Source organism: Microtetraspora sp. AC03309 (genome assembly GCF_020826795.1).
GTDB classification, from domain to species: Bacteria; Actinomycetota; Actinomycetes; order Streptosporangiales; family Streptosporangiaceae; genus Microtetraspora; species Microtetraspora glauca.
In genome coordinates, this window is sequence record NZ_JADDIL010000016.1 from 103,437 (window position 1) to 125,602 (window position 22,166).

22 protein-coding genes are annotated in these 22,166 nt (G+C 70.0%); 19 read left to right on the plus strand and 3 right to left on the minus strand.

Annotation, left to right across the window (positions count from 1 at the left end; genetic code table 11):
- Positions 1-126: 126 nt before the first annotated feature.
- From IMZ11_RS11985 to IMZ11_RS12050, 15 genes are all read left to right on the plus strand, one after another.
- The gene (locus IMZ11_RS11985; protein WP_228640708.1) at positions 127-558 is read left to right on the plus strand and encodes a Zn-ribbon domain-containing OB-fold protein; all 432 of its coding nucleotides are present in this window, start codon (positions 127-129) and stop codon (positions 556-558) included.
- Complete coding sequence (locus tag IMZ11_RS45175) at positions 555-677, plus strand: hypothetical protein (protein ID WP_255706324.1); 123 nt, start codon at positions 555-557, stop codon at positions 675-677. The genes IMZ11_RS11985 and IMZ11_RS45175 overlap by 4 nt, the downstream gene beginning before the upstream one ends.
- Positions 674-1,858 (plus strand): lipid-transfer protein, encoded by a 1,185-nt coding sequence (locus tag IMZ11_RS11990; protein WP_228640709.1) that lies wholly within the window; start codon positions 674-676, stop codon positions 1,856-1,858. Before IMZ11_RS45175 ends, IMZ11_RS11990 begins: the two co-directional genes overlap by 4 nt.
- Before the next feature lie 129 nt (positions 1,859-1,987).
- The gene (locus tag IMZ11_RS11995; protein ID WP_228640711.1) at positions 1,988-2,629 is read left to right on the plus strand and encodes a PaaI family thioesterase; all 642 of its coding nucleotides are present in this window, start codon (positions 1,988-1,990) and stop codon (positions 2,627-2,629) included.
- A 549-nt stretch (positions 2,630-3,178) separates the two neighbouring features.
- A complete protein-coding gene (locus tag IMZ11_RS12000) occupies positions 3,179-4,762 on the plus strand; it encodes an ABC transporter substrate-binding protein (RefSeq protein WP_228640714.1) in 1,584 nt (527 codons plus the stop codon).
- A gap of 168 nt (positions 4,763-4,930) precedes the next feature.
- Complete coding sequence (locus tag IMZ11_RS12005; protein WP_228640716.1) at positions 4,931-6,577, plus strand: AMP-binding protein; 1,647 nt, start codon at positions 4,931-4,933, stop codon at positions 6,575-6,577.
- Positions 6,574-7,686, plus strand: coding sequence for a CaiB/BaiF CoA-transferase family protein (locus tag IMZ11_RS12010; protein WP_228640718.1), 1,113 nt, complete (start codon positions 6,574-6,576; stop codon positions 7,684-7,686). The genes IMZ11_RS12005 and IMZ11_RS12010 overlap by 4 nt, the downstream gene beginning before the upstream one ends.
- Positions 7,687-7,734: 48 nt before the next feature.
- On the plus strand, positions 7,735-8,655 hold the full coding sequence (locus IMZ11_RS12015) for an LLM class flavin-dependent oxidoreductase (protein WP_228640720.1): 921 nt from the start codon (positions 7,735-7,737) through the stop codon (positions 8,653-8,655).
- A gap of 317 nt (positions 8,656-8,972) precedes the next feature.
- Complete coding sequence (locus tag IMZ11_RS12020) at positions 8,973-9,914, plus strand: ABC transporter permease (RefSeq protein ID WP_228640722.1); 942 nt, start codon at positions 8,973-8,975, stop codon at positions 9,912-9,914.
- Positions 9,911-10,825: an ABC transporter permease gene (locus tag IMZ11_RS12025; protein WP_228640724.1), complete on the plus strand. Its 915-nt coding sequence runs from the start codon at positions 9,911-9,913 to the stop codon at positions 10,823-10,825. The genes IMZ11_RS12020 and IMZ11_RS12025 overlap by 4 nt, the downstream gene beginning before the upstream one ends.
- Before the next feature lies 1 nt (position 10,826).
- Positions 10,827-11,858, plus strand: coding sequence for an ABC transporter ATP-binding protein (locus tag IMZ11_RS12030; RefSeq protein ID WP_228640726.1), 1,032 nt, complete (start codon positions 10,827-10,829; stop codon positions 11,856-11,858).
- Positions 11,855-12,718 (plus strand): ATP-binding cassette domain-containing protein, encoded by an 864-nt coding sequence (locus IMZ11_RS12035; RefSeq protein ID WP_228640728.1) that lies wholly within the window; start codon positions 11,855-11,857, stop codon positions 12,716-12,718. Before IMZ11_RS12030 ends, IMZ11_RS12035 begins: the two co-directional genes overlap by 4 nt.
- Positions 12,715-13,557 carry a hypothetical protein gene (locus tag IMZ11_RS12040; protein ID WP_228640730.1) on the plus strand — a complete coding sequence of 281 codons (843 nt, stop codon included), beginning with the start codon at positions 12,715-12,717 and terminating at the stop codon, positions 13,555-13,557. Before IMZ11_RS12035 ends, IMZ11_RS12040 begins: the two co-directional genes overlap by 4 nt.
- 61 nt (positions 13,558-13,618) lie before the next feature.
- On the plus strand, positions 13,619-14,254 hold the full coding sequence (locus IMZ11_RS12045) for a TetR/AcrR family transcriptional regulator (protein ID WP_228640732.1): 636 nt from the start codon (positions 13,619-13,621) through the stop codon (positions 14,252-14,254).
- A gap of 78 nt (positions 14,255-14,332) precedes the next feature.
- Positions 14,333-15,085: a dienelactone hydrolase family protein gene (locus tag IMZ11_RS12050; protein WP_228640734.1), complete on the plus strand. Its 753-nt coding sequence runs from the start codon at positions 14,333-14,335 to the stop codon at positions 15,083-15,085.
- A 44-nt stretch (positions 15,086-15,129) separates the two neighbouring features.
- On the opposite strand, the gene IMZ11_RS12055 is transcribed toward IMZ11_RS12050, so the two are convergent.
- A complete protein-coding gene (locus tag IMZ11_RS12055) occupies positions 15,130-15,846 on the minus strand; it encodes a DUF4328 domain-containing protein (RefSeq protein ID WP_228640736.1) in 717 nt (238 codons plus the stop codon).
- 327 nt (positions 15,847-16,173) lie between these two features.
- Between IMZ11_RS12055 and IMZ11_RS12060 the strand changes: the two genes are divergently transcribed.
- Together IMZ11_RS12060 and IMZ11_RS12065 are read left to right on the plus strand one after the other, a co-directional pair.
- Positions 16,174-17,403 (plus strand): alpha/beta fold hydrolase, encoded by a 1,230-nt coding sequence (locus IMZ11_RS12060; protein WP_228640738.1) that lies wholly within the window; start codon positions 16,174-16,176, stop codon positions 17,401-17,403.
- Positions 17,404-17,895: 492 nt separating this feature from the next.
- A complete protein-coding gene (locus IMZ11_RS12065) occupies positions 17,896-18,567 on the plus strand; it encodes a cell wall metabolism sensor histidine kinase WalK (RefSeq protein WP_228640740.1) in 672 nt (223 codons plus the stop codon).
- Between the two features lie 57 nt (positions 18,568-18,624).
- Here the strand turns inward: IMZ11_RS12065 and IMZ11_RS12070 are convergent, their stop codons facing one another.
- Entirely contained in the window at positions 18,625-20,472 is a 1,848-nt protein-coding gene (locus IMZ11_RS12070; protein ID WP_228640743.1) for a DUF4118 domain-containing protein, read from the minus strand.
- 185 nt (positions 20,473-20,657) lie between these two features.
- Between IMZ11_RS12070 and IMZ11_RS12075 the strand changes: the two genes are divergently transcribed.
- Positions 20,658-21,317: a response regulator transcription factor gene (locus IMZ11_RS12075; RefSeq protein WP_228640745.1), complete on the plus strand. Its 660-nt coding sequence runs from the start codon at positions 20,658-20,660 to the stop codon at positions 21,315-21,317.
- Between the two features lie 13 nt (positions 21,318-21,330).
- On the opposite strand, the gene IMZ11_RS12080 is transcribed toward IMZ11_RS12075, so the two are convergent.
- Complete coding sequence (locus IMZ11_RS12080) at positions 21,331-21,741, minus strand: response regulator (protein ID WP_228640747.1); 411 nt, start codon at positions 21,739-21,741, stop codon at positions 21,331-21,333.
- A gap of 213 nt (positions 21,742-21,954) precedes the next feature.
- On the opposite strand from IMZ11_RS12080, the gene IMZ11_RS12085 reads away from it, so the two are divergent.
- Positions 21,955-22,149, plus strand: a complete 195-nt coding sequence (locus IMZ11_RS12085) for a DUF5999 family protein (RefSeq protein ID WP_228640778.1) — start codon at positions 21,955-21,957, stop codon at positions 22,147-22,149.
- Positions 22,150-22,166: the final 17 nt, after the last annotated feature.

The following is a 22,166-nucleotide window of genomic DNA, read 5'->3' on the forward strand; positions in this document are numbered from 1 at the left end:
TGTTAGCATCCACGATCAAGCGCTTGCTCAAATGAAGACCGAAGGCGTACATGGGCGTCGGCGGCGAACCCCTGACGAGCGGTTCCGGCCCCTCAGGTTCGCTTCGGCCCCGAAGGAGAAGGTCGTATGAACGAGGAGACCGTCGTGCGGACCGCGGTCCCGCGACTGGTGGTGACCCAGGACAACGAGTTCTGGTTCCGGGCCGCACGTGAGGGACGGCTGGAGATCCAGCGCTGCGCGGACTGCCACGTCCTGCGCCATCCGCCCGCACCCGTCTGCCCGGAGTGCCGTTCGTTCGACTGGGACACCGTGGAGTCCAGCCGACGGTGCACTCTGCACAGCTACACCGTCCTCCACTATCCCCGCGACGACGCGTTCGACTACCCCCTGACCGTCGGCCTCGTCGACCTGGAGGAAGGGATCCGGCTGGTCGCCGACATCGCCGGCGTCGACCGCGACGAACTCGAGTTCGGCATGGAGCTGGAGGTGGGCTTCGCGGAACACGCCCACGGCGAGATCCTGCCCCAGCTCCGGCGCCCCCGAGGGAGCCGGAGATGAACCGGGACGACCGGACGGTCGGCACGGTTGGCACGGTGCCGCCCATCCGCGGCGACGAAGGACGAGTCCACGCGACCACCGACATGACGGTGGCGCGGGTGGAAGGAGACACAGCGTGACCAGGGCCGGATTCTCCGGTGCCGCGGCGATCGCGGGCATCGGCGCGACCGAGTTCTCGAAGAACTCCGGCCGCAGCGAGTGGCAGCTCGCCTGCGAGTGCGTGCTGGCGGCCCTGGACGACGCCGGCATCGACGTGGCGGAGGTGGACGGGTTCTCCCTGTTCACCATGGAGAACAACCCGGAGATCGCCGTCGCCCGCGCGCTCGGCATCCCCCAGCTCTCGTTCTTCAGCCGGATCCCGCACGGCGGTGGCGGGGCCTGCGCCCCGGTGCAGCAGGCGGCCCTCGCCGTGGCGGCGGGCGTCGCGGACGTGGTCGTGGTGTACCGCGCCTTCAACGAGCGGTCCGGCCACCGCTTCGGCGCCGGCCCGCCGCCGTTCGCGTACAACCCTTCCACCGACCAGGAGTACCGGAACTGGATCAACCCCTACGGCCTGCTGACACCCGCGCAGCAGGAGGCGTTCCTGGCGATGCTGTACATGCACAAGTACGGCGCCACCAGTGAGGACTTCGGCCGGATCTCCGTGCTCTCGCGCAAGCACGCCGCGAACAACCCCAAGGCGTGGTTCTACCAGCGCCCCATCACCCTGGAGGACCACCAGAACTCCCGCTGGATCGCGGAGCCGCTGCGCCTGCTCGACTGCTGCCAGGAGAGCGACGGCGGGCAGGCGCTGGTCATCGTGAGCACCGAGCGGGCTCGCGACCTGCCCAACCCGCCCGCCGTGATCCGGGCGGCCGCCCAGGGCGTCGGGCCGCAGCAGATCTCGATGAGCAGCTACTCCCGCGCGGACATCGACCGGCTGCCCGAGGTCAACCTGGTCGCCGAGCAGCTGTGGCGCCAGGCGGGCCTCGGGCCTGAGGGGATCGACGCCGCCGTGCTCTACGACGCGTTCACCCCGATGGTCCTGCTCCAGCTGGAGGAGTACGGCTTCTGCGGCATCGGCGAGGCGAAGGACTTCGTCGCCGACGGCAACCTCGAGGTCGACGGCCGGTTGCCCGTCAACACGCACGGCGGACAGCTCGGAGAGGGCTATATCCACGGCGTCAACGGGATCGCCGAAGGTGTCCGCCTGATCCGCGGCACCTCCACCAACCAGCCCGCGAAGCCGGTCGAGCACGTTCTCGTCACCGGCGGATCGCCCGTGCCGCACAGCGCGATCGTGCTCGGCACGGACGACTGATCCAGGCGCGGATCGACGCTCCGGCTCGGTGCAGGCGGAGGCGGCGCCGATGACGGCGGACCTCGGCCGGCCGTGCGTTCCGGCGTGTTCGCGTCCGGGTGCGGAGCACAACGAGAGAAAGGAATCCGGATGACTGAGCGGTTCGAGCCGGACCACGGGACCGTGCTCGCCGACGTGACGCCCGAGCGACGACGGGCGTCGATCGACCTGATCACCGCCATCCGGGAGGTGATGCTCGCCGCCGCCGTCACCGACCTGGACGTCGATGAGATGCGGGCGGCCGAGCGTGCCCTGACCGAGGTCGCCCGGACGCTCGGTAAGCGGACCCGCACCAGGGTGGTCCGCGCGCCGTTCGGCGGACCCGCCGCGGCCTTGGCCGCGGGGCGGGGCGGCTCGTGGCCGCTGTTCGCGCACAATCCGCTCGGCATCCCCCTCGAAATCCATCTCGACGGCGACAGCGCCATGGCGCGGCTCACGCCGAACGCGCTGCACGAGGGGCCGCCGGACCTGCTCCACGGCGGCTTCGGCGCCGGTCTGATGGACTGCATGCTCGGCGTCCTGATGCAGGCGCGCGGCAAGCGGTCGGTCACCGCCAGTCTTGAACTGCGCTTCCTGCACGGGACGCCGCTCGACCGGCCGCTGGAGTTGCGCTCGCGGATCGTGGAGGTCTCCGGGCGCAAGGCGGTGGCCGAGGGCTGGATCGAGTGCGAGGGGCGCCGCACCCTGGAGGCCCGCGGCCTGTTCATCGAGGTTCGGCGGGACGGCGCGTGATCGGCCCGTTCTCCGGGCGGAAGCGCCGCTCCGGCCTCCGCGTGCCCCGGCGTGCGTCCGCGGTCCCCGCGTGTACGGGGCCGTACGGCGACCCGCGCCGCGGGCCGCGTGGGCGGCATTTCGGCAGGTGAACGGCTGTGCTCGCGCCTGCCGGACAGGATCATCACGGCACTATTGATTGATGGTGAGGCCGGGTGCTAGCTTATCAACCGAGCGCTTGTTAGGTTGGTGAATCCGGTACGGCGACCCCGGACCTTGTTCCCCCCCGTTGCGGCTCAGGCGGGTCGAACCGAAGGAATTCGTGTGGCGGCCGGCGCAGGACAGCGCCCATCGCGCAGACATATCGAAAAGTGAGCGGCTGACGTCGCGACAGGCCATACGCACGGGCGTGCCGTCCGCGTGTGGGCCGGAGTCGCCGCGCCATCCCGACACCGGAGCTGCGCCGACACATCCCGCGATCGGCACCTGTGAGGGACACCTGCCCTTCTACCGGTGCGCACCGCTTCCTCGACGGCCGGCCAACCGAACCATTTTTGCGAAAGGACGAGTATGAGCGTCATCGGCAGAACGAGGCTGCGTTGCCTGGCCCTGGCCACCGCGGCTGTGGCGGCCGTCGCGGGTTGCGGTGGTTCCGGCACCGATGGAGCCGCCTCCGCTCCGGGGCGTACGGCCTCGGCCGGGGACATCTCTCCCAGCGCGGTGCTGAAGTTCACCTCGTCCGCACCGATCCAGAACCTGGACCCGGTGACGCACGTTCCGGGTGGATATCCGTATCTGGCGCTGACCTACGACCGGCTGCTGATGCTGGACGCCAAGGACACCGTGATTCCCGGCCTGGCCACCGAGTGGTCCTTCGCGAAGGACGGCTCCTACCTGGAGCTCAAGCTCAGGAAGGACGTGACCTTCCACGACGGCACGCCGTTCGACGCCGAAGCGGTCAAGGTCAACATCGAGCGTGGGCAGACGCAGCCGGACAGCACCATCAAGGCCGACCTCAAGGACATCACCGGCGTCGAAGTGGTCGACGCCCAGACCGTGCACCTGAAGCTGAAGAAGGGGACGGGTGTCGCGCTGCCCTCCGTCTTCACCGGTCACACGGGGATGATGGTGTCGCCGAAGGCGATCGCGGCCGGCGCGGATCTGAAGAACAACCCCGGTACGGCGGGCTCCGGCCCGTACATCATCACCGAGTTCGTGCCGAACGAGAAGGTGGTGGTGAAGAAGGCCGACAGTTACTGGGACCCGGCCGCCGGTCGGCTCGGCGGGATCGAGCTGCTGCGGGTTCCCGACGCGGCGACCCGGTTGAAGGGTGTTCAGACCGGTCAGACCGACCTGTCCTTCGTGAGCTCGGCCAACGATGTGGTCCAGGCGGAACAGCTCGCGAAGTCCGGAGTCCTGCAGCAGAACACGACGACGTTCCGCAACGTGCTGGGCGTGCTGCTGCGCGCCAACAACGGTGACCTGGCCAAGCCCGAGGTGCGCCAGGCGATCGCCCACGCCATCGACCCGAACCAGGTGACCGCGCTGTTCTCCGGGAAGTGCACGGCGACCCGGTCGCTGTACCCCGCGGACAGCGCCTGGGCCGACCCCGGATACACCTACCCCTACGCGTACGACCCCGCCAAGGCCAAGGCGCTGGTCCAGAGCGTCGGCGGGGCCAAGGTCTCGATCTCCTTCGCGGCGGGGACCAACACCGAGCAGCCGGCCAATGTCATCCTGGCCGCGATGACGGAGGCGGGCATCGAGGCGGAGCTCAACCCCGTGCCGAACTCGGAACTCGAACCCCGCTTCATCGCCGGGGACTTCCAGCTCGAGGTGTCCAACACGTTCAACCCGCGGATCGACCCGGCGGGCACCGTGGACAACTACCTGCTGGGCGGCTACGGTCTGGCGACCGACCCCGGGCTGATCAAGAAGACCACCACGGAGGCGGCGGACCCGCGGTTGACCGAGCAGGAGCGGGCGCCCAAGTACCGCGAGGTGTGGGGGAAGGCTCTCGAGCAGGTCTGGTTCATCCCGCTGTGCAACATGACCAACGCCGCGATCTACAACGACAAGGTGGTGGGCGCGGACAACGTGCCGTGGGCGAACCTCGGCCTCTGGGACCTCCGCGGCGTGGCGCTGACGAAGTGACGAGACGTCGCTGACCGACGGCGCGATCGGGTGGTCCCGCGCGCCGTCGGCCTGATCGGCGACCTCAAGACGAACCGACCCGTGGCCCGAGGCGACTCGGGAACGGACCGCAATTGAGTACAAACCGCGCCCTGTCCCCGTAGGGGCGGCTCGGGAAGGGACGACCAGTTGAGCCCGCAGTACGAGAACGTGAACGCCGACCCGGTCACCGTCGCACTGGAGAAGCGACTGCAGACCGACCCCGGGATGCGTGTCTTCCTCGATCGAGAGCCCTTCACGATCGAGGAACTCGATCGCCAGGCGCGCGCACTCGCGGGCTCCCTGAGTGAGTTCGTCCGGCCGGGCGATCGCATCGCGCTGATGGCTCGCAACGGCCGGGTCGCGTTGCTCACCTGGTGGGCCGCCACGTTCTGCGGTGCCTACCTCGTACCGCTGAACACCAACAACAGGGGCGCGATCCTGACCCACCAGGTGGCGGACAGCGAACCTGCCCTGGCCGTGGCGGAACAGGAGTTCGCCGAGCTGCTGGCCGAGTCCCTGCACCTGGCGGGTCTCACCGTCCCCTTCGTCGTGCACGACCCCGACGCCACCGGCGGATCCGACGCGCGGCAGGGTGAGGGACCCCGGTTGCGTTTCGACGACCTGGTCGCGGCCGGTACGCCGGTGGCGGCGCACGCCGACATCGACCCCTACGGCACCAGCCACCTGGTCTACACGGCCGGAACGACCGGACCGTCCAAGGCCTGCATGGTCAGCCACGGATACATCGCCAACATGGCGCGGCAGATGTGGGAGAACCTCGAGCGACGGCCCGACGACCGCCTCTGGACGCCGATGCCGCTGTTCCACCTCGCGGCCATCGGACACGTCACCGGCTCGCTGCAGCTCGGTTCCGAGATCAGCGTGGCGAAACAGTTCTCGGTGTCCCGCTTCTGGGAGGACATCCGGGAGTCCGAGGCCACGATGGCGGCGCTCATGGGATCGATGCTGCCCATGATCGCGCGGGCGGAGGAGAGCCAGGCCAGCCGGGACGCCTACGGCCGGCTCCGCGTCGTCTCCGGCTCCCCGGTCACCGCCGAGCTGGCGCAGACCTGGCGGGAACGTTACGGAGTCGAACGGGTCGGCTCGGGCGCGTACGGGATGACCGAGGCGTGCCTGATCACGGCGACCCCGCCGAACGCGTACCGCGCAGGCTCGGCCGGAACCGTCACCGACTCCTTCGAGGTCCGCATCGTCGACGAGCGGGACAATCCGCTGCCGACCGGCGCGGCGGGGGAGATCGTCTGCCGCCCCACCCGGCCCAGCATCATGTTCAACGGGTACTGGAGGCAGCCGGAGAAGACGCTCGAGGTGTTCCGCGGCCTGTGGTTCCACACGGGTGACTTCGGCAGGTTCGACGAGGACGGCTACCTGTTCTTCGTCGACCGCGGAAAGGACTACATCCGCAAGGGCGGCGAGAACATCTCCAGCTATGAGATCGAGGCGATCATCGCCACGCATCCGCTGGTCCGCGAGGTCGCGGTCCACGCGGTGCCCTCGCCGCTCAACGAGGACGAGGTGAAGGTGACGATCGTGCCCGCCGCGGGCGCGGCACCGGATCCGGAGGAGATGTTCGGGTGGATCGCGCCGCGCGTGCCGCGGTACGCCCGCCCGTCCCACATCGAGTTCCGCGATGAACTGCCGAAGAACGCCGTGGGGCGGATCCTCAAGCGTGAGCTCCGGGCACAGGGGGTCACCGCGCGCACGTGGAGCACCGACCCCCGTTCCTACGACAAGAACCCGGGGCAGGGTTCGGAGAAGGCGGCCGCGAAATGACGGGCGGGCCCCTGCAGGGCATCAGGGTCATCGAACTCGCCGGGCTGGGACCGGTGCCGTTCGCCGCGATGATGATGGCGGACCTCGGCGCCGACGTGATCCGCGTCGATCGCGTCGCGTCGTCGTCCGCGCCGGAGAAGCGGGTGCCGCGGCACCACCTCAACCCGATCAACCGCGGACGCAGGTCTGTCCGGCTGGACCTGAAGTCCGCGTCCGGGAGATCCGAGCTGTCCCGGCTGCTGGAGCAGGCCGACGTGCTGCTCGACCCGTACCGCCCCGGCGTGCTGGAGCGCATGGGAATCGACCCGGCGAAGCTGACGGAGGAGTTTCCGCGGCTGGTGGTGGCCCGGATGACGGGCTGGGGCCAGGACGGCCCGATAAGCACGGCCGCCGGTCACGACATCAACTTCATCAGCCTGTCCGGCGTGCTGGACTCGATCGGCACGAGCGAGACCGGACCGGTCCCGCCCCTGATGTATCTCGCCGACTTCGCCGGCGGCGGCATGGTCCTCGGATTCGGGGTGCTCGCGGCCCTGGTGGAGCGCGGCGAGTCGGGGCGGGGCCAGATCATCGACTGCTCGATGCTCGAAGGCGCGAGCCTGCTGACCATCGCCATCCGGGGCATGAAGGCCAGGGGGGACTGGAACCTCGCCCGCGGCACGAACGCCTACGACTCCGGCTCCCACTTCTACGGCGTCTACGAGACCTCGGACGGCAAGTACATGGCGGTCGGGGCGATCGAGCCGCAGTTCTACCGGTCCTTCCTCGAAGCGCTGGGGCTGGTTCCGGACGACCTGCCGCGGCAGTACGACAGTGCGGCATGGCCCGAGCTCAAGCGGACCGTGGCGGAGATCTTCAGATCCCGGCCCCGCGCCCACTGGGAGAAGGTGTTCGGCGAGCTCGACGCCTGCGTGACCCCGGTCCGCGACCTCGACGAAGCCACGACCGACCCCCAGATGGTGGCCAGAGGGGCGTTCGTCGAGCTGGCCGGTGTGGTCCAGCCCGCGCCGGTGCCCAAGTTCTCCCGCAGTACGGCGCGGCTCACCCTGCCGCCGCCGTACCCGGGAGAACACACGGAGGAGATCCTGCGGCCCGCCGGATCCCGCTGACGGCGCCGCGGGTGCCGTCCAGGAAACGCGTGAGGGGACAGCGGTGACATGCGTGTCGGTCTGATCGCGGGTGACGCCGACAACGTCGTCCGGGACGCACGGTCGGCGGAGCGGTACGGCTTCGACTACCTCGGCTGCGGTGAGCATCTGTTCTTCCACGGGCCGACGCCGAACGCCTTCGTGCAACTGGCCGCGGCGGCGGGAGCCACCAGCCGCATCCGCCTGGTCAGCTCGATCACGCTGCTCCCGCTCTACCCCGCCGCGCTCGCGGCGAAGCTCGCCGCCACGCTGGACCGGGTGTCCGGCGGGCGGTTCGAGCTCGGCGTCGGCGCGGGCGGGGAGTACCCGGCGGAGTTCGCCGCCGTCGGGGTGGACCCGGCGTCCCGCTTCCGCCGGCTGGACGAGGGGCTGCGGGTGATCCGGGCCCTGTTCAGCGGCGAGCGGGTCAGCATCGAGGGAGAATCCTTCGCGCTGCGCGACGTGGCGCTGCGGCCCCCGCCGGTCCAGCCTGGAGGCCCGCCGATCTGGATGGGCGGCCGCAAGGCCGGGGCGATCCGCAGGGCCGGGCGGTACGCCGACGTGTGGATGCCGTACATGGTCGATCCGGGGATGTTGCGGGAGAGCCTGGCGCGGGTGCGGGACGCGGCCGACGCCGCCGGACGGCCCCGCGACGCGGTCTCCGGCGCCGTCTTCGCGTGGACGTGCGTCGATCCGGACGGCGAGTGGGCTCGTGAGACCGGGATCGCCGCGGTCAACGCCACCTACGCGCAGGACTTCTCCCCGCTCGCTGATCGTTATCTGGTGCTCGGCACTCCGGATGACGTGGTGCGCAGGCTTCGGGAGTTCGCCGACGCCGGCGCTGAGCGCGTCCTCGTCCAGATCGCCGCCCCGGTGGCCGAACGCGAGCGCGTCATCGCCTCGCTCGCCCGTGACGTGTTACCCCGGCTGCGCTCCGGCTCTCCGGTGTGACGGCACGAACGGCGGCCATCGGCCGGGGGCGGGACCGTGCCCGCCGGTGTCGACCGGTGGGGGGTGGAGGGATCGTTTCGCGGGGGTTCCCGGCGAAAGGGTCTATTGACCAGCCATGGCCTCGCCTATATGGTTTTTCGACCAAGCTATTGCTTGTTTAAGTTCTGACCGAAATCCTCTCCACGGCCGAGCGTCGTGCCGCCGTGGCCGGGCCGACGGTCCAGGCGGAGGCGTGCGCCGGCCCCACGCCGAAGCCTCCCGAAGCCTCCCCGAACCCGCCCGGCAATCCGCTCCGTCACTCGTCGAAGGGACACAGCATGCTGCGCCACGCAGGCAAGCGACTGCTCGCAGCGATCCCACTGCTGCTCGTGGTGCCGCTCCTGGTCTTCCTCCTCATCGACCTCGCCCCCGGTGACCCGGCGGTCGTCCTGGCCGGTGAGGATCCGACCCCGGACCGCATCGCGGCGATCAGGGGAGAGCTGGGCCTGTCCGATCCGGTCGTGGAACGCTACCTGCGGTGGGTGGGCGCCGTGCTGCACGGAGACCTCGGCCAGTCGCTCATGTCCGACCAGTCGGTGATGGACATGATCGTCCGGCGGATGGGCACCACGATGTCCCTGGTGCTGTTCGCGATGGTGATGGCGGTGGTGCTGGGCACCCTCATGGCGATCCTGGCGTCGCTGCGGCCGGGCGGTGTCGTCGACCGCCTGGTGAACTGGCTGGCCTCGATCGCGATCGCCATCCCGGCGTTCTGGTTCGGACTCGTACTGGCATCGCTGTTCGCGGTGACCTTCCAGGTCTTCCCCGCCTTCGGGTTCGTGCCGCTGTCGGAGGGGCTGTGGCCGTGGATGTCCCACCTCGTCCTGCCCGGCATCGCCCTCGGCCTGCTTCCCGCCGCCGAGGTGACGCTGCAGCTGCGGTCGGCGCTCGGGCAGGAGCTGAAGTCGGACTACATCCTCAACGCGCAGGCGAAGGGGCTGAGCCGAAGCGCGGTCCTGTTCAAGCACGCGCTGAAGAACGCCTGCGTCCCCGTGGTGACGGTGCTCGGTTTCCGGGTCGCCGAGGTGCTCGCCGGCTCGGTCACCATCGAGATCATCTACAACATGCCCGGTCTCGGAAGCCTGGCGGTCGACAGCGTGCTCAGCAGGGACATCCCGGTCCTGCTCGGCTTCGTCCTCTTCTCCACCAGCGTCGTCGTAGTGGTGAACCTCCTGGTCGACATCTCCTACGGCTACTTCAATCCGAAGGTGCGCGCATGAAGAACGTCACCACCCCGCTGGACGACCCCGTCGACGCGCCCGGCGAGCCGTACGTGGAACCCGCGCAGGCGGGCATCGTGCGCGGCATCCTGCGCCGCAAGTCCACCATCGTGGCGGGCGGGTTCCTGGCCCTGCTCGTCCTGGGCGCCGTCCTGGCCCCGCTGATCGCGCCGTACGACCCGAACGTCCAGAACGTCTTGCAGCGCCTGCGCCCGCCGAGCGCCGACCACCTGCTCGGCACCGACGACTACGGCAGGGACGTGCTGAGCCGCCTGATCTACAGCGCCAGGGTGTCGCTCCAGGCCTCGGCGCAGGCGGTGGCCGTGGCGCTGCTGATCGGCCTCCCGCCCGGCGTCGCCGCCGGATACCGGGGTGGCTGGCTGGACACGGTGCTGACCAGGATCATGGACACGCTGATGAGCGCGCCGTCGCTCGTGCTGGCCATCACCATCGTGGCGGTGCTCGGCCCCGGCATCACCAACGCGATGCTGGCCATCGGTGTGATCATGGCCCCCCGGTTCTTCCGGGTGGCTCGCGCCACCACGATGGACGTGCGGCACGAGACGTACATCGAGGCGTCCATCGCCCTCGGCTGCGGGAACCTGCGGACCGCGGTGCGGCACATCCTGCCCAACGTGATGCCGCCCATCGTGCTGGTGATCTCCGTGTCGCTGGGTGCCGCGGTCGCGGCGGAGGCGAGCCTGAGCTTCCTCGGCCTCGGCGTCCGGGCGCCGGCGTCGAGCTGGGGATCGATGCTGTCCACGGCGTCCTCGAACATGGGCCTGGCGCCGTATCTCGTGTGGCCACCCGGTGTGATGATCTTCCTCACCGTTCTGGCCTTCACCTACCTGGGAGACGGCGTGCGCAAGGGCATGACGCGCAGCCGGTCGGCAAGTGGCAAGGGAGAGTGACGTGACGGAGCGACAGCAGGAGACGGACGCCCCGCCGCTGCTCGAGACACGGGACCTGACGGTGGAGTTCCCGAACCCGGCGGGCGGATGGACACCGGTGGTGCAACAGGTGTCGTTCACCGTGGGCCAGGGCGAATCCGTCGCGCTGGTCGGCGAGTCGGGCTCGGGCAAGACGGTCACCTCCCTCGCGGTGATGGGACTGACCGGTGTCATGGGCGGGCGCGTCGCGGGCGGGTCGGTGCACTTCGACGGACGGGAGCTGACGGCGCTCCCCGAACGCGAGTGGCGCGGCCTCCGCGGCCCCGGAATGGGGATGATCTTCCAGCAGCCGATCCGCAGCCTCAATCCCGCCTTCACCGTCGGCGACCAGATCGCGGAGTCGGTCCGCCGGCACCTCGGGTTCAACCGCAAGGCCGCCAGGGCGCGGGCGATCGAGATGCTCGACCTCGTCCAGATCCCGCGCGCGGCGGAACGGGTCGACGACTACCCCCACGCGTTCAGCGGCGGCATGTGCCAGCGCGTGATGATCGCCATGGTCATGGCGTGCAACCCCCGGCTGCTGATCGCCGACGAGCCCACCACCGCGCTCGACGTCACGGTGCAGGAACGGATCCTGCAGCTGCTGCGGGAGCTGCAGGAGCAGACGGGGGTGTCGCTGCTCTTCGTCAGCCACGACCTCGCGGTGGTCGCCGAGCTGTGCCAGAAGGTCATCGTCATGTACGCCGGCGAAGTCGCCGAGCAGGGCACCGCGGCGGACATCTTCCTGCGGCCACGGCACCCGTACACCTCGGGCCTGCTGGCCGCGATCCCCAAGCCCGGCCTCCGCTCGGACCGCCGGCTGGAGTCCATCCCCGGCAGCATCCCCGCCCCCGGCTCCTGGCCCGCGGGGTGCCGGTTCCACGATCGGTGCCCGCATCGTGAACCCGGCCGGTGCGACTCCCGGCACCCGGACCTGACCCCGGCAGGGCCGGCGAACGAGGCCCGGTGCCTCCGGACGAGCGAGATCGAACTGCAGGGAGTGACGGTCGCGTGAGCCTGCTCGAAGTATCGGGAGTGTCCAAGACCTTCACGACCGGCCGCGGCCTGCTCGGCCGGCGCCCCCCTCGGCCTCCCGCCGTCCAGGACATCGACTTCACCCTGGAGAAGGGGGAGTGCCTGGCCGTGGTCGGGGAGTCCGGGGCGGGCAAGTCGACCCTGGGCCGGATCGTCCTGCGCCTGATCGAACCGGACACCGGGAAGATCACGTTCGACGGGATCGACGTGCGCGCGGCCTCCTCCCGCGAGATGCGCCGGCTGCGACGCCGCATGCAGATGATCTTCCAGGACCCCTACAGCTCCCTGGACCCCCGGATGAGCATCGCCGAGGCCGTCGCCGAGCCGCTGCTCGTACACACCGACCTCGACCGCGCCGCCCGGCTGCGGCGCGGCGCCGAACTGCTCGACCGGGTGGGCATCGGCAGCAGGTACCTCGCCAGATACCCCTCCGAACTCTCCGGAGGGCAGTTGCAGCGGGTCGCCATCGCCCGCGCGCTGACGCTCAATCCGAGCCTCATCGTGTGCGACGAACCCGTCGCCGCGCTCGACGTCTCCGTCCGGGCCCAGGTGCTCAACCTCCTGCGTGACCTGCAGGAGGAACTCGGGTTGTCCTATCTGTTCGTCAGCCACGATCTGGCCCTGGTGGAGGTCATCGCCGACCGCGTGCTGGTGATGGCCTCCGGGCGCATCGTCGAGCAGGGCGATGTCACGCAGATCTTCCGTTCCCCCACCCACGAGTACACCCAGCGGCTGCTGTCCGCCATCCCCGTGCCGGTGCCGCGCGATGCCACCGGACGGCGGATGGTCGCGGGGGACCTCGGTCCCTCGACGCGGCCGATGGAGGAGGCGAGCCAATGACCACGCCGCTGACCGCCACGCGCGTCTTCTTCGCGTTCCCCCGGTTGTCGGACCCATCCCGGCACCGTGACTACAACGAGTGGCACCAGCTCGACCACCGCCCGGAGAACCTCGCCCTGCCCGGCGTCGTGCACGGCGACCGCTGGGTGCGGTCGCCGGACTGCCGCACGGCCGGTACGGGCGACGGATGGCTGCGGGACGTCGACTACATGGCGATGTACTGGTTCGCCGAGCCGGCCAAGCAGAGCATCCGGCAGTGGAAGGAACTGGGTGACACGACCCTCCAGCAGGGCCGGCGACCCGACCTCCGATGGACCGCCCGCCCGCTGATGGGGATCTTCCAGCCGGTCAGGGGGTACGTGCATCCGAGGGTGCGCATCTCGGCGGCCGCGCTTCCCTTCCGGCCGCACACCGGGATCCAGGTGCTCGTCAGCGAGGTCGAGGACGCGGGCGGAGCGGAGGCCGAGGCGCTGTTCGACTGGTACGACCGCGTCCGCATCCCGCGGATGCTCGAACTGCCCGGGGTGGCCGGTGTCTGGTCGTTCCGCAGCGAGGCGGTGACGGTGGAAGGCGCCGACGGCTCGCTGAAGCCGCTGTCCGGCTCCACGATCCGCGTCACCCTCGCCTACCTGGACGCCGACCCCCTCGGCGTCGCCGCCGAGCTCGCCGCGCGTGAACCCGGGTGGACGGCCGCCGAGCCGCCGCCCGATCTCGCCTGCGGGGAACGTGTCCTGCTGTCCGGTCCGCTGCGCACCATCCAGCCCTGGCAATGGGACTGGTTCGACCAGCAGGACTCCCGGGACGAGGTCGGCTTCGATGGACCACGGGCGAGGGAGTAGATTAGAGACAAGATCAAACAAGTGCTTGCTGGGTAAGGCACTGCCGGAAGGACGGACACTAATGGCGGCTACGCGATCGGGTGCGGGCTCGGCAAGGAATGCCGCCGGTGGTACCCGCGGTTCCGACCGCAGGGCCGAGCTGCTCGGAATAGCCGCGCGTCTCTTCGCGACCCAGGGATACGCGCGCACGACCGTGCGCGACATCGCGGAGGACGCCGGCATTCTCTCCGGGAGCCTCTACCACCACTTCAGCTCCAAGGAGGCCATGCTCGACGAGATCCTGCGGGACTTCCTCGGCCAGCTCCTGGTGAGGTTCACCGAGATCGAGAAGCGCGAGGGCGTGACGCCGAAGGAGAAGCTCGACGAGCTCGTGCTCCACGCGTTCGTCACCATCCATGACAGTCCGCACGCCGTGGCGCTGTACCAGAAGGAATCCGGCGCCCTCAGCCACCAGGCCGCGTTCGAGTACGTCAACAAGTACAGCCACGAGAACGACGAGGTCTGGCTGCGGGTGCTCGCCGCCGGGCAGCAGTCGGGCGCGTTCCGGGCCGACATCGACGTCGACCTGCTGTACCGGTCCATGCGCGACAGCATCTGGGCCACGGTCCGCTGGTACCAGCCGGGAGGCGGGTACGACCCCGCGGAACTCGCCGAGCACTTCCTCGGCATCCTGTACGGCGGCCTGCTCGCCCGCTGACGCCGAGCGCCCCCGGCCATCAGGTCACGAGAGGGGGCGATGGAGAACCGCCGTGGCGGGTGTCGCACAGTGGGAACCATGTGCCACTCCACGGACAGCCGCCCGCCGGCCCCGCCGGATCCTCGACCGGTCGCCGAGAACGCGCCCGTCACTCTGAGGTCCACCGACGGCAGCCGCCTCGCCGCGCACATCGCCCTGCCCGCAGGGCCGCCACGGGGCCGGATGATCGTGCTGCCCGACGTGCGCGGGCTGCACCCCTACTACCGTGACCTCGCCGTACGGTTCGCCGAAGCCGGGTTCGCGACTGCGGCGATCGACTGGTTCGGCCGCACCACCGAGGACGACGAGCGCGGTGCCGATTTCGTGTTCCAGCCGCACGTCGCCCAGGTGGACCCGCGCGACGTGGCCGCCGACGTCTCGGTGGCGATGACGCACCTGGCCGAGCGCGGGGCGTCCGGTCCGGCCTTCACCGTGGGCTTCTGCTTCGGCGGCAGCCAGTCGTGGCGGCTGTCCGCCGGTCCAGTGGATCTGGCCGGTGTGATCGGCTTCTACGGCAGGCCGGCGCTGGTCCGTGACGTGGTTCCCGAGATGCGGCGGCCGTCGCTGCTGCTCATCGCGGGAGACGACGCGGTGACCCCGGCCCGGGAGTTCGAACGGTTCACGGCCGAACTCGCCGCGGCCGAGGCGCCGTACGAGGCGCACACCTATCCGGGCGCTCCGCACTCCTTCTTCGACCGCGCGTACGCCCAGTGGGGCGAGGCGTGCGCGGACGCCTGGCGGCGGATCCTCGACTTCACCGATCGTCACGGCGCCACGCCCTCGCCCGCCTGACCCGCCCGGCCGGGCACACCGTGGACTACGGGGACCCCGGCGGGTCATCCGTGGACGAACCCGGACCCGTCCATCGACGGAGGCGCCGCCATGGCCTGCCGCCGGTCCTCCTGGAGCCTGCTGATCGTCAGGATGACCAGTGCGGCCAAGGCCGCTGTGACGACGAACATGCCGCTGGTCACGATGTCGAACCGTGCCGCGTCCCGCATGGACGGCAGGTCGTCGGCCGACGCCAGTCTCCTGCTCACCAGTTTCGAACCCCAGGTACTGATCAACCAGGCCAGCCACCAGGCCCCGACCAGGCCGGAACGGCGGGCGGTCGCGAGCGGCGACACGTGGGCGTCGGGCTTGGAGGAGTTCCAGATGTCGTCCACGATCTGCTTGGGGAACCACCAGCAGACGATGGGGACGAACCAGCCGAGGACCACCCACGGCTTGGTGTGCCGCTGCGGCCACGGGCTCAACAGCTCGGCGTTCGTCCGCGCGCGGAACAACCAGACCAGGAACATGACGACGGTGCCGACGTAGACGACGATCTCCACCACCCCGGACAGGGGGTAAAGCCAGTCGCTGAACTCGACCTCGGCGGGATCGACGGAGTCGTAGTCGGTGATGATCCGGTCGATCAGGGCGGCGTGCTGCGCGTCGACGACGATCACGATGAGGCTCATGAGGGAGTCGACGGCCAGCATGACGACGGCCGCCATCGCCAGGCCGCGGACAGGTCGCAGGGGCGGACGAGGCGCTGCTGGCGGATACATCGGCGACTCCTGTGAGAAGGCAGGGGGACAATGTTCCGGCACCTTCCGGAATCCCCGTGACCCCGTCTCTGACATGCAACGCTTCTGTGATCTTGCCGGGATCCTCGGTCTCGGTCCGTTCTCCGCGGGCGTCAGAGGGCGGCTCATTGCAGCTAGCAGGAAGGCGGGGAGTGCCGGAGGCATACCCGGAAGATGGAGGCTGCCGGTGCAGACGGCAGGCGTCGCCGACGGGATCGTGGAGAGCGAAAGCAGGTCGCCGGACCGGCCTTGAGACACGGGCCGGTGGCATCGCCCAGGAACGTGATCGGCGAGCGGAGGGACGCGGCAATGCTCAGCGATCGCCTGTACGGACCGTCGCCTGACGTGTCCGGCTCCGCCGTCATCCGAAAGTTCGACCCTCGCATGATCAGTGGCATCGACCTCAGGCGCCGGGACCCCGTCGAGGGGGAGTCGGACGCGGGCGAGGCGTCGGACGAGGAGTCGGACATCTTGTCCAACGCCTTGTCGAACGCCTTGTCGAACGCCTTGTCGAACGGCTTGCCGGACGCGCTGCCGGATGCGCTGCCGGGTGCTTCATGCGATTCGACCCGGATGTTCCAGCCTGAAGACGCGGAGCCGCCCGCCGGAACGGCACGCGCCGTCGTGGCCGACGACGGCCTCGAGCTGTACGTCGAGGTGGGCGGTTCCAGCGACGCCGAGCTGACCATGGTCTTCTGCCACGGCCTGGCGCTCCACCTGGGCTGCTGGAACGGCCAGCGGACGGCGTTCGCCGATCGGGCCCGGCTGGTCCTGTACGACCAGCGCGGTCACGGCCGGTCGGGGCGTGGCGCGCCGGGGTCGGCCACGATCACGCAGCTCGGCCGGGACCTGTACCGGGTCCTGGAAGAGGTCGTCCCGTCCGGCCCGGTGGTACTGGTCGGGCACTCGATGGGCGGCATGGCGATCATGGCGCTGGCGGAGGCGCATCCGGATCTGTTCCACGACAGGGTCGTGGGGGTCGCGCTGCTCTCGACCTCGGCGGGTGGGCTGGGCCACATCACGCTCGGACTGCCGGCGTACGGTGCCAGGCTGCTGCAGCCGCTCGTCCCCGGACTTCTCAGGGTGCTGGGTGGAAGGTGCAGGGGTTACGGGCACCTCGCTTTCGCGGAGCTTGTGCACCTGCTCGTGCGGCGGTACTCGTTCGCGTCGGACGTACCGTCGGCCGTGCGGCAGGCCGCTGCCCGGATCATCGATTCCACTCCCATCGAGGTGATCGGCGACTACTACGCGACCTTGATGGCGCATGACAGGCTGGCGGCGCTGGACGCGCTGCGCGACGTGGCCACGCTGATCCTGGTCGGCAGGAACGATCTCGTCACTCCGGTCGAGCACAGCGAGACGATCGCGGGCACGTTGCCGGCGGCCGACTTCGTCGTGCTCCCGTGCACCGGACACAACCTGATGCTCGAAAGGCCCCAGAATGTCAACTCCTCGCTGGAGGAGCTGCTGGGCCGGGTGACCGGGCCGCGCCCGGTGGCTCTCGAAGCGCTCTCCGGCGTCGGAAGAGGAGCGAGGTAGACGGTCATCCCCGAACCCGTGGTCTTCGAGGGCGGCGGCGAACCGCCGCCCGGCGGACGCGGCATCTCCTCCCGCAGGGCCCCCCATGCCGGTGCTCATGCCCCCCTCCCGGAACGGCACGCCGCGCTGCGAGGCCGGGGACATGAGGCGGTGCACTCCAGCTAGCGGTAAGGCCGGGCGGAGGCTGGCATGGGGCCGGGATGGGGGCTGTCCGGGAAGACGGCGGGTCGGTCGTACGCCATCCTGGACGGCGAAGGTAGATCTCACTGACCGCCGGCCGTCGAAGCGCGCGGGAAAGGCCCGTGAACGACGCCCCGCGGCCAGGCGCCGCCGACATCACTCGGCCGTCGTCGACGCTCGTCGACGCGGGACGCGGCTCCGCCGCCGCTCCGAACTCACGGCCCGGCCTTTCGACTTCCCAGGCGAGCGTCAGATCGGGGCAGGTGGGGTCGCACTCACCCGACAGACCCGCAGGAGAATCTCACGAGAGGAATGATTCGTTTGCTCTCCCAGCAGCGGCAGTTCGTGGCTGACGCCTCGCACGAGTTGCTCACCCCGATCGCGGGGCTACGAGCGCAGTTGGAGGAGGCTCGGCTGCACCCGGGTGAGGGCGATCTGGACGAGGTTCTCGGCCGCGCGCTGCGGGACATCGACCGGCTTCAGACCATCGTGCACGACCTGCTCGTGCTGGCCAGGGTGGGGACGGCTCCGCCAGAGGAGTGGTCGAGGGTCGATCTCGCCGAGTTGGTACGGGACGAGGTGTCCATGCGCGAGGACGGCATCCCCGTCCGGCTGCTGCTTTCGCCCGGGTTGGTGTTCCACGTCGTCGCCGACGAGTTCCGCCGCGTCGTCAGGAACCTTCTGGACAACGCGCAGCGGCACGCCAGTCGTACGGTGCGGGTCGAAGTGCGCAGGAACGGGCGATACGCAGAGCTGATCGTGACGGATGACGGGCGAGGCATCGCATCGGCCGACCGGGATCGGATCTTCGAGCGTTTCAGCCGGCTGGACACGGCTCGCTGCCGCGATCACGGAGGCTCCGGGCTGGGCCTCGCGATCGTCCGCGCCGTCGCGCACGCACACAGCGGAACCGTGGAGGTGGCGGACTCGGCGGCGGGAGCCTGCTTCATCCTGCGCCTCCCGTTTCCCGGCGAAGGCAGGTAACGCCCGGCACGATGTAATCGGGTCCGGCGGCGCGCGGCCGTCAGATGGTGAGGGAGATCAGGTGGTGAGGGGGATCGTGATCGACAGCGTGGTACCGGCGCCCGCGGGGCTGGTGACGGTCACCGTCCCGTCGAGCGCCTCCACCCGGTCGCTGATGCCGAGAAGGCCGGAGCCGGAGCCGAGGTCGGCCCCGCCGACACCGTCGTCCTCGATCGTCAGATGCGCGGCGCCGCCGTCGGTCCAGAACGCGACGCGGGCCACGGAGGCGCGCGCGTGCTTGACCACGTTGGTCAGCGTCTCCGCGGTCACGTAGTACACGGCCACCTCCACGCGCTCCGGCAGGCGAAGCTCGCTCCGGATGTCGAGTTCGACGGGTATGGCCGAGCGGCGGGCGAGCATCCTCAGCGCGGGGCCGACGCCGCCGTTGGTGAGGATGGCCGGGTGGATGCCCCGGGAGAGCTCCTGCAGGTCCTCCATGACGCCCGTGAGACCGTTGATCGCGTGCGACAGCCTCTCTCTGGCCTCTGACTGCTCGGGCGGAATGCCGGCCTCCGCCGTGCGCAGCTCCAGTGCCAGCGAGACCAGTTGTTGCTGGGCCCCGTCGTGCAGGTTCCGCTCGATGCGACGCCGGCTCTCGTCAGAGGCCGCGACGACCCGAGCGCGGGACGCCGCGAGGTCCGCGCGCACCTGGGCGTTGGAGATCGCCGTGGCGACCAGGTCGGTGAAGTCCCGCATGCGTTCCTCGGCGCATCGGAGCGTCGGCTCCTGATCGACGGAGAACGCGATCACCACACCCCAGAGCCGGGACTCGACGAGGATGGGACAGCCCACGGAAACGGTCACCCCCTGATCGCGTGCCCACTGCGAGATCGTGCCCGTGCCCGTGCCGTAGTCCGAGACGCGGGCCGGCCGCAAGAGGCGGCGCACCCGGGCGGAGACGCTCGGTTCCTCCAGCGGCCACTGTGAGCCGATGGGCAGCCCGGACGCCGTGCCGTACCGGAGGCTCCATGAGCCCACCACCGTCATGCGGCCGGAGTCGTAGCGGCCGATCGCCACGCGGTCCGCGTCGAGGATCATGCAGACCTCCTGGGCGACCCTGTTGAACAGCTCGGTCGGCGAGATGCCGCGCGCGACGAGCGTCGCGACCCGTCGCAGCGCCGCCTGTTCCTCCGCGATCCTGCGGTTCTCGTCGCGGCTCGCCTGCAGCGCGCTCGCGATGGTCTCGCGGTCGCGCGCGGTCTGGAGCAGGGCCTCCAAGGAGGGGATGACCCGCTCGGAGAGGCGGCGCCGTACGGCCTCCGGAGCGTCGGCGGGAAGCGTGACCGTGGCGAGCGGTTCGCCGTTCCCGCCCAGTGGCAGGGCGTGGCGATCGTCGCCGACCTCGACCGCCCCGCCTTCGATCGCCACGCCGTCCACTCTCAGGGCCCGCGCGAGGCGTTCGGAGGCCACGGGGAGCACGGCTCTCGAGTTCTCCGAGCGCAGAAGGAGGTGGGCCAGGTCGGCGGCGAGGTCGGCCTCGCGCCGGCGCCGGTCGGCCTCGGCGGCGAGTGATCGCGCCATCGCCGCGATCGAGGCGGTCAGCAGCCCGACGACGAGGAAGATCGGAAAAGGTGACAGGGCCCAGGACTCGGGAAGGTCGAAACTGTTCGGAGGCGGAAAGTCGAAATATTCGAAGGCGAGGCCGCTGGCGAACACGGTGAGTATTCCGAGCGGCAGGCCCCACAGGGTCGAAATCACCAGAACGCCCAGCAGGTAAACGATGCCGAGAGAACCGCCGGGGGTCACCCGTCCCAGCGCGTGGGCGATGAGAATCTCCACGGCCACGCAGGTGGCGGCGACCATGATCCCGAGTAGCAGGGGCGGGCGCGTCGGATGCACCAGAAGCGACAAAAGTCGCGCACGCATGAAATCAAATGTACTCGCGTTTCCCGTGCGGACGTTTACCTGGTCGTATCTTGGCGCGGATTTGGCGGGGCCGCGGAAAGGTATACGAAGAATCGTCGAGAAGCCGATTCCCCGTACCCTCCTTCATCCGTTCTCCTCACGTGTGCCGGGAGAGGCGACCGGCCGGAGGGCGAAGGGACGGAGCCGTGAACGGTGGGCCGACGCGGATAGCGGTGGCGGATGACGACGTGCTGCTCCGGGAGGGGATAGCGAGCCTGCTGGAGCGATCGGGCTTCGAGATCGCGGGCCAGGCGGGTGACGCCCGGGAACTCCTCACGCTCGCCCGTGATCGCCGTCCGGACCTGGTCATCGTCGACATCCGGATGCCCCCCGGCTACGCGACCGAGGGGCTCGACGCGGCCCGGACGATCCGCGAGGAGTTCCCCGACATGGGGATCCTCCTGCTCTCCGCGCACATCGAGGTGGAGCAGGCGATGGAACTGCTGGCCGCCGGGCACCGGGTCGGTTACCTGCTCAAGAGCCGGGTGACCGACGTGGCGGACTTCGTCGAGACGATCGAGCGGATCGTGCACGGCGGTTCGGTCGTGGACCCGAGCCTCGTCAAGGAGCTGTTCGTGGCGCGCCGCCGGGACGACCCGCTCGACCTTCTCACCCAGCGCGAGCGCGAGGTGCTCGCCCTGATGGCGGAGGGACGCTCCAACGCGGGCATCGGCCGCCAGCTCTGGGTCACCGAGGGCACCGTCGAAAAGCACGTGCACAGCATCTTCTCGAGGATGCGGCTACCCGAGACCGGGGACGACCACCGGCGTGTGCTCGCCGTCCTGGCCTTCCTCGAAGCGCGCTAGAACGCCTGGCGGGTCACGGCGACCCGCCGTCGCGGTCCTGTCCGGTCGACCCGTCCAACGACCCCGGCGGGTGGCTCAGGAGCTCGCGGATCGCCGTCCCGGAAAGGGCGGACTTCGGCAGGAATCCGATGGCCGGGCTGTCCGCGATCATCTCCATGAAGTCCTTCTCGGCGTAGGCGGAGATCAGGATGATCCGCGGCGGATGGGAGGACTCGGTGAGCCGCCTCGCGACGTCGAAGCCGCTTTCCTGGCCGAGGTCGATGTCCACGAGCGCCACATCGGGACGGGCCTCGTCGACCCGCAGGACGGCGTCGGCGGCGGTCGCGGCCACGCCGACGACGGCGAATCCCTCCCGTTGGAGCAACTCGCGCGCGACCACCAGGAAGTGATCGCTGTCGTCGATGATGAGGCAGCGTGTCGCCATGGCTCCAGGATCCCAGCTCAACGCCGCCGGGGCATTGCAGTTAACCCGAATGCCCGGGGGCCGCTGGCAGGGGCCCGGAATGCATGCTGCCTGCGCAGACGGCGGGTCCGGCGGGTGCCAGGGTTGAACCGTCAGCGGCTCTCCGGGCGGTGGCCGACGCGTCGGCGCCGGAGAGCGGAAAGGGAACAACCGGCCAGAAGCGAAGTGACCACCATGTGCCTGCACATCCCCGCGTGCCCGTCCGCGGACGCCGTCGACCACGATGCCGCCTGCCTTGTCGCCTACCACCCGGAGCAGGGATGGGGCCTGCTCTGCAACGGTGTGATCGTCTTCGACGACACCGGAGAGCTGCTGCCCGACGGGCGCGTCGTTCCGGCCCACCAGAGCGACCACATCCAGGCGGCGTGAGCCGGATCCCCCTCTCG

Bases quoted from the DNA above. Each gene is read 5' to 3' on its own strand.
- IMZ11_RS11985 (WP_228640708.1), top strand. From the start codon at position 127: ATGAACGAGGAGACCGTCGTGCGGACCGCGGTCCCGCGACTGGTGGTG.
- IMZ11_RS45175 (WP_255706324.1), top strand. From the start codon at position 555: ATGAACCGGGACGACCGGACGGTCGGCACGGTTGGCACGGTGCCGCCC.
- IMZ11_RS11995 (WP_228640711.1), top strand. From the start codon at position 1,988: ATGACTGAGCGGTTCGAGCCGGACCACGGGACCGTGCTCGCCGACGTG.
- IMZ11_RS12000 (WP_228640714.1), top strand. From the start codon at position 3,179: ATGAGCGTCATCGGCAGAACGAGGCTGCGTTGCCTGGCCCTGGCCACC.
- IMZ11_RS12010 (WP_228640718.1), top strand. From the start codon at position 6,574: ATGACGGGCGGGCCCCTGCAGGGCATCAGGGTCATCGAACTCGCCGGG.
- IMZ11_RS12015 (WP_228640720.1), top strand. From the start codon at position 7,735: ATGCGTGTCGGTCTGATCGCGGGTGACGCCGACAACGTCGTCCGGGAC.
- IMZ11_RS12020 (WP_228640722.1), top strand. From the start codon at position 8,973: ATGCTGCGCCACGCAGGCAAGCGACTGCTCGCAGCGATCCCACTGCTG.
- IMZ11_RS12025 (WP_228640724.1), top strand. From the start codon at position 9,911: ATGAAGAACGTCACCACCCCGCTGGACGACCCCGTCGACGCGCCCGGC.
- IMZ11_RS12040 (WP_228640730.1), top strand. From the start codon at position 12,715: ATGACCACGCCGCTGACCGCCACGCGCGTCTTCTTCGCGTTCCCCCGG.
- IMZ11_RS12045 (WP_228640732.1), top strand. From the start codon at position 13,619: ATGGCGGCTACGCGATCGGGTGCGGGCTCGGCAAGGAATGCCGCCGGT.
- IMZ11_RS12050 (WP_228640734.1), top strand. From the start codon at position 14,333: ATGTGCCACTCCACGGACAGCCGCCCGCCGGCCCCGCCGGATCCTCGA.
- IMZ11_RS12055 (WP_228640736.1), bottom strand. From the start codon at position 15,846: ATGTATCCGCCAGCAGCGCCTCGTCCGCCCCTGCGACCTGTCCGCGGC.
- IMZ11_RS12060 (WP_228640738.1), top strand. From the start codon at position 16,174: ATGCTCAGCGATCGCCTGTACGGACCGTCGCCTGACGTGTCCGGCTCC.
- IMZ11_RS12065 (WP_228640740.1), top strand. From the start codon at position 17,896: ATGATTCGTTTGCTCTCCCAGCAGCGGCAGTTCGTGGCTGACGCCTCG.
- IMZ11_RS12070 (WP_228640743.1), bottom strand. From the start codon at position 20,472: ATGCGTGCGCGACTTTTGTCGCTTCTGGTGCATCCGACGCGCCCGCCC.
- IMZ11_RS12080 (WP_228640747.1), bottom strand. From the start codon at position 21,741: ATGGCGACACGCTGCCTCATCATCGACGACAGCGATCACTTCCTGGTG.
- IMZ11_RS12085 (WP_228640778.1), top strand. From the start codon at position 21,955: ATGTGCCTGCACATCCCCGCGTGCCCGTCCGCGGACGCCGTCGACCAC.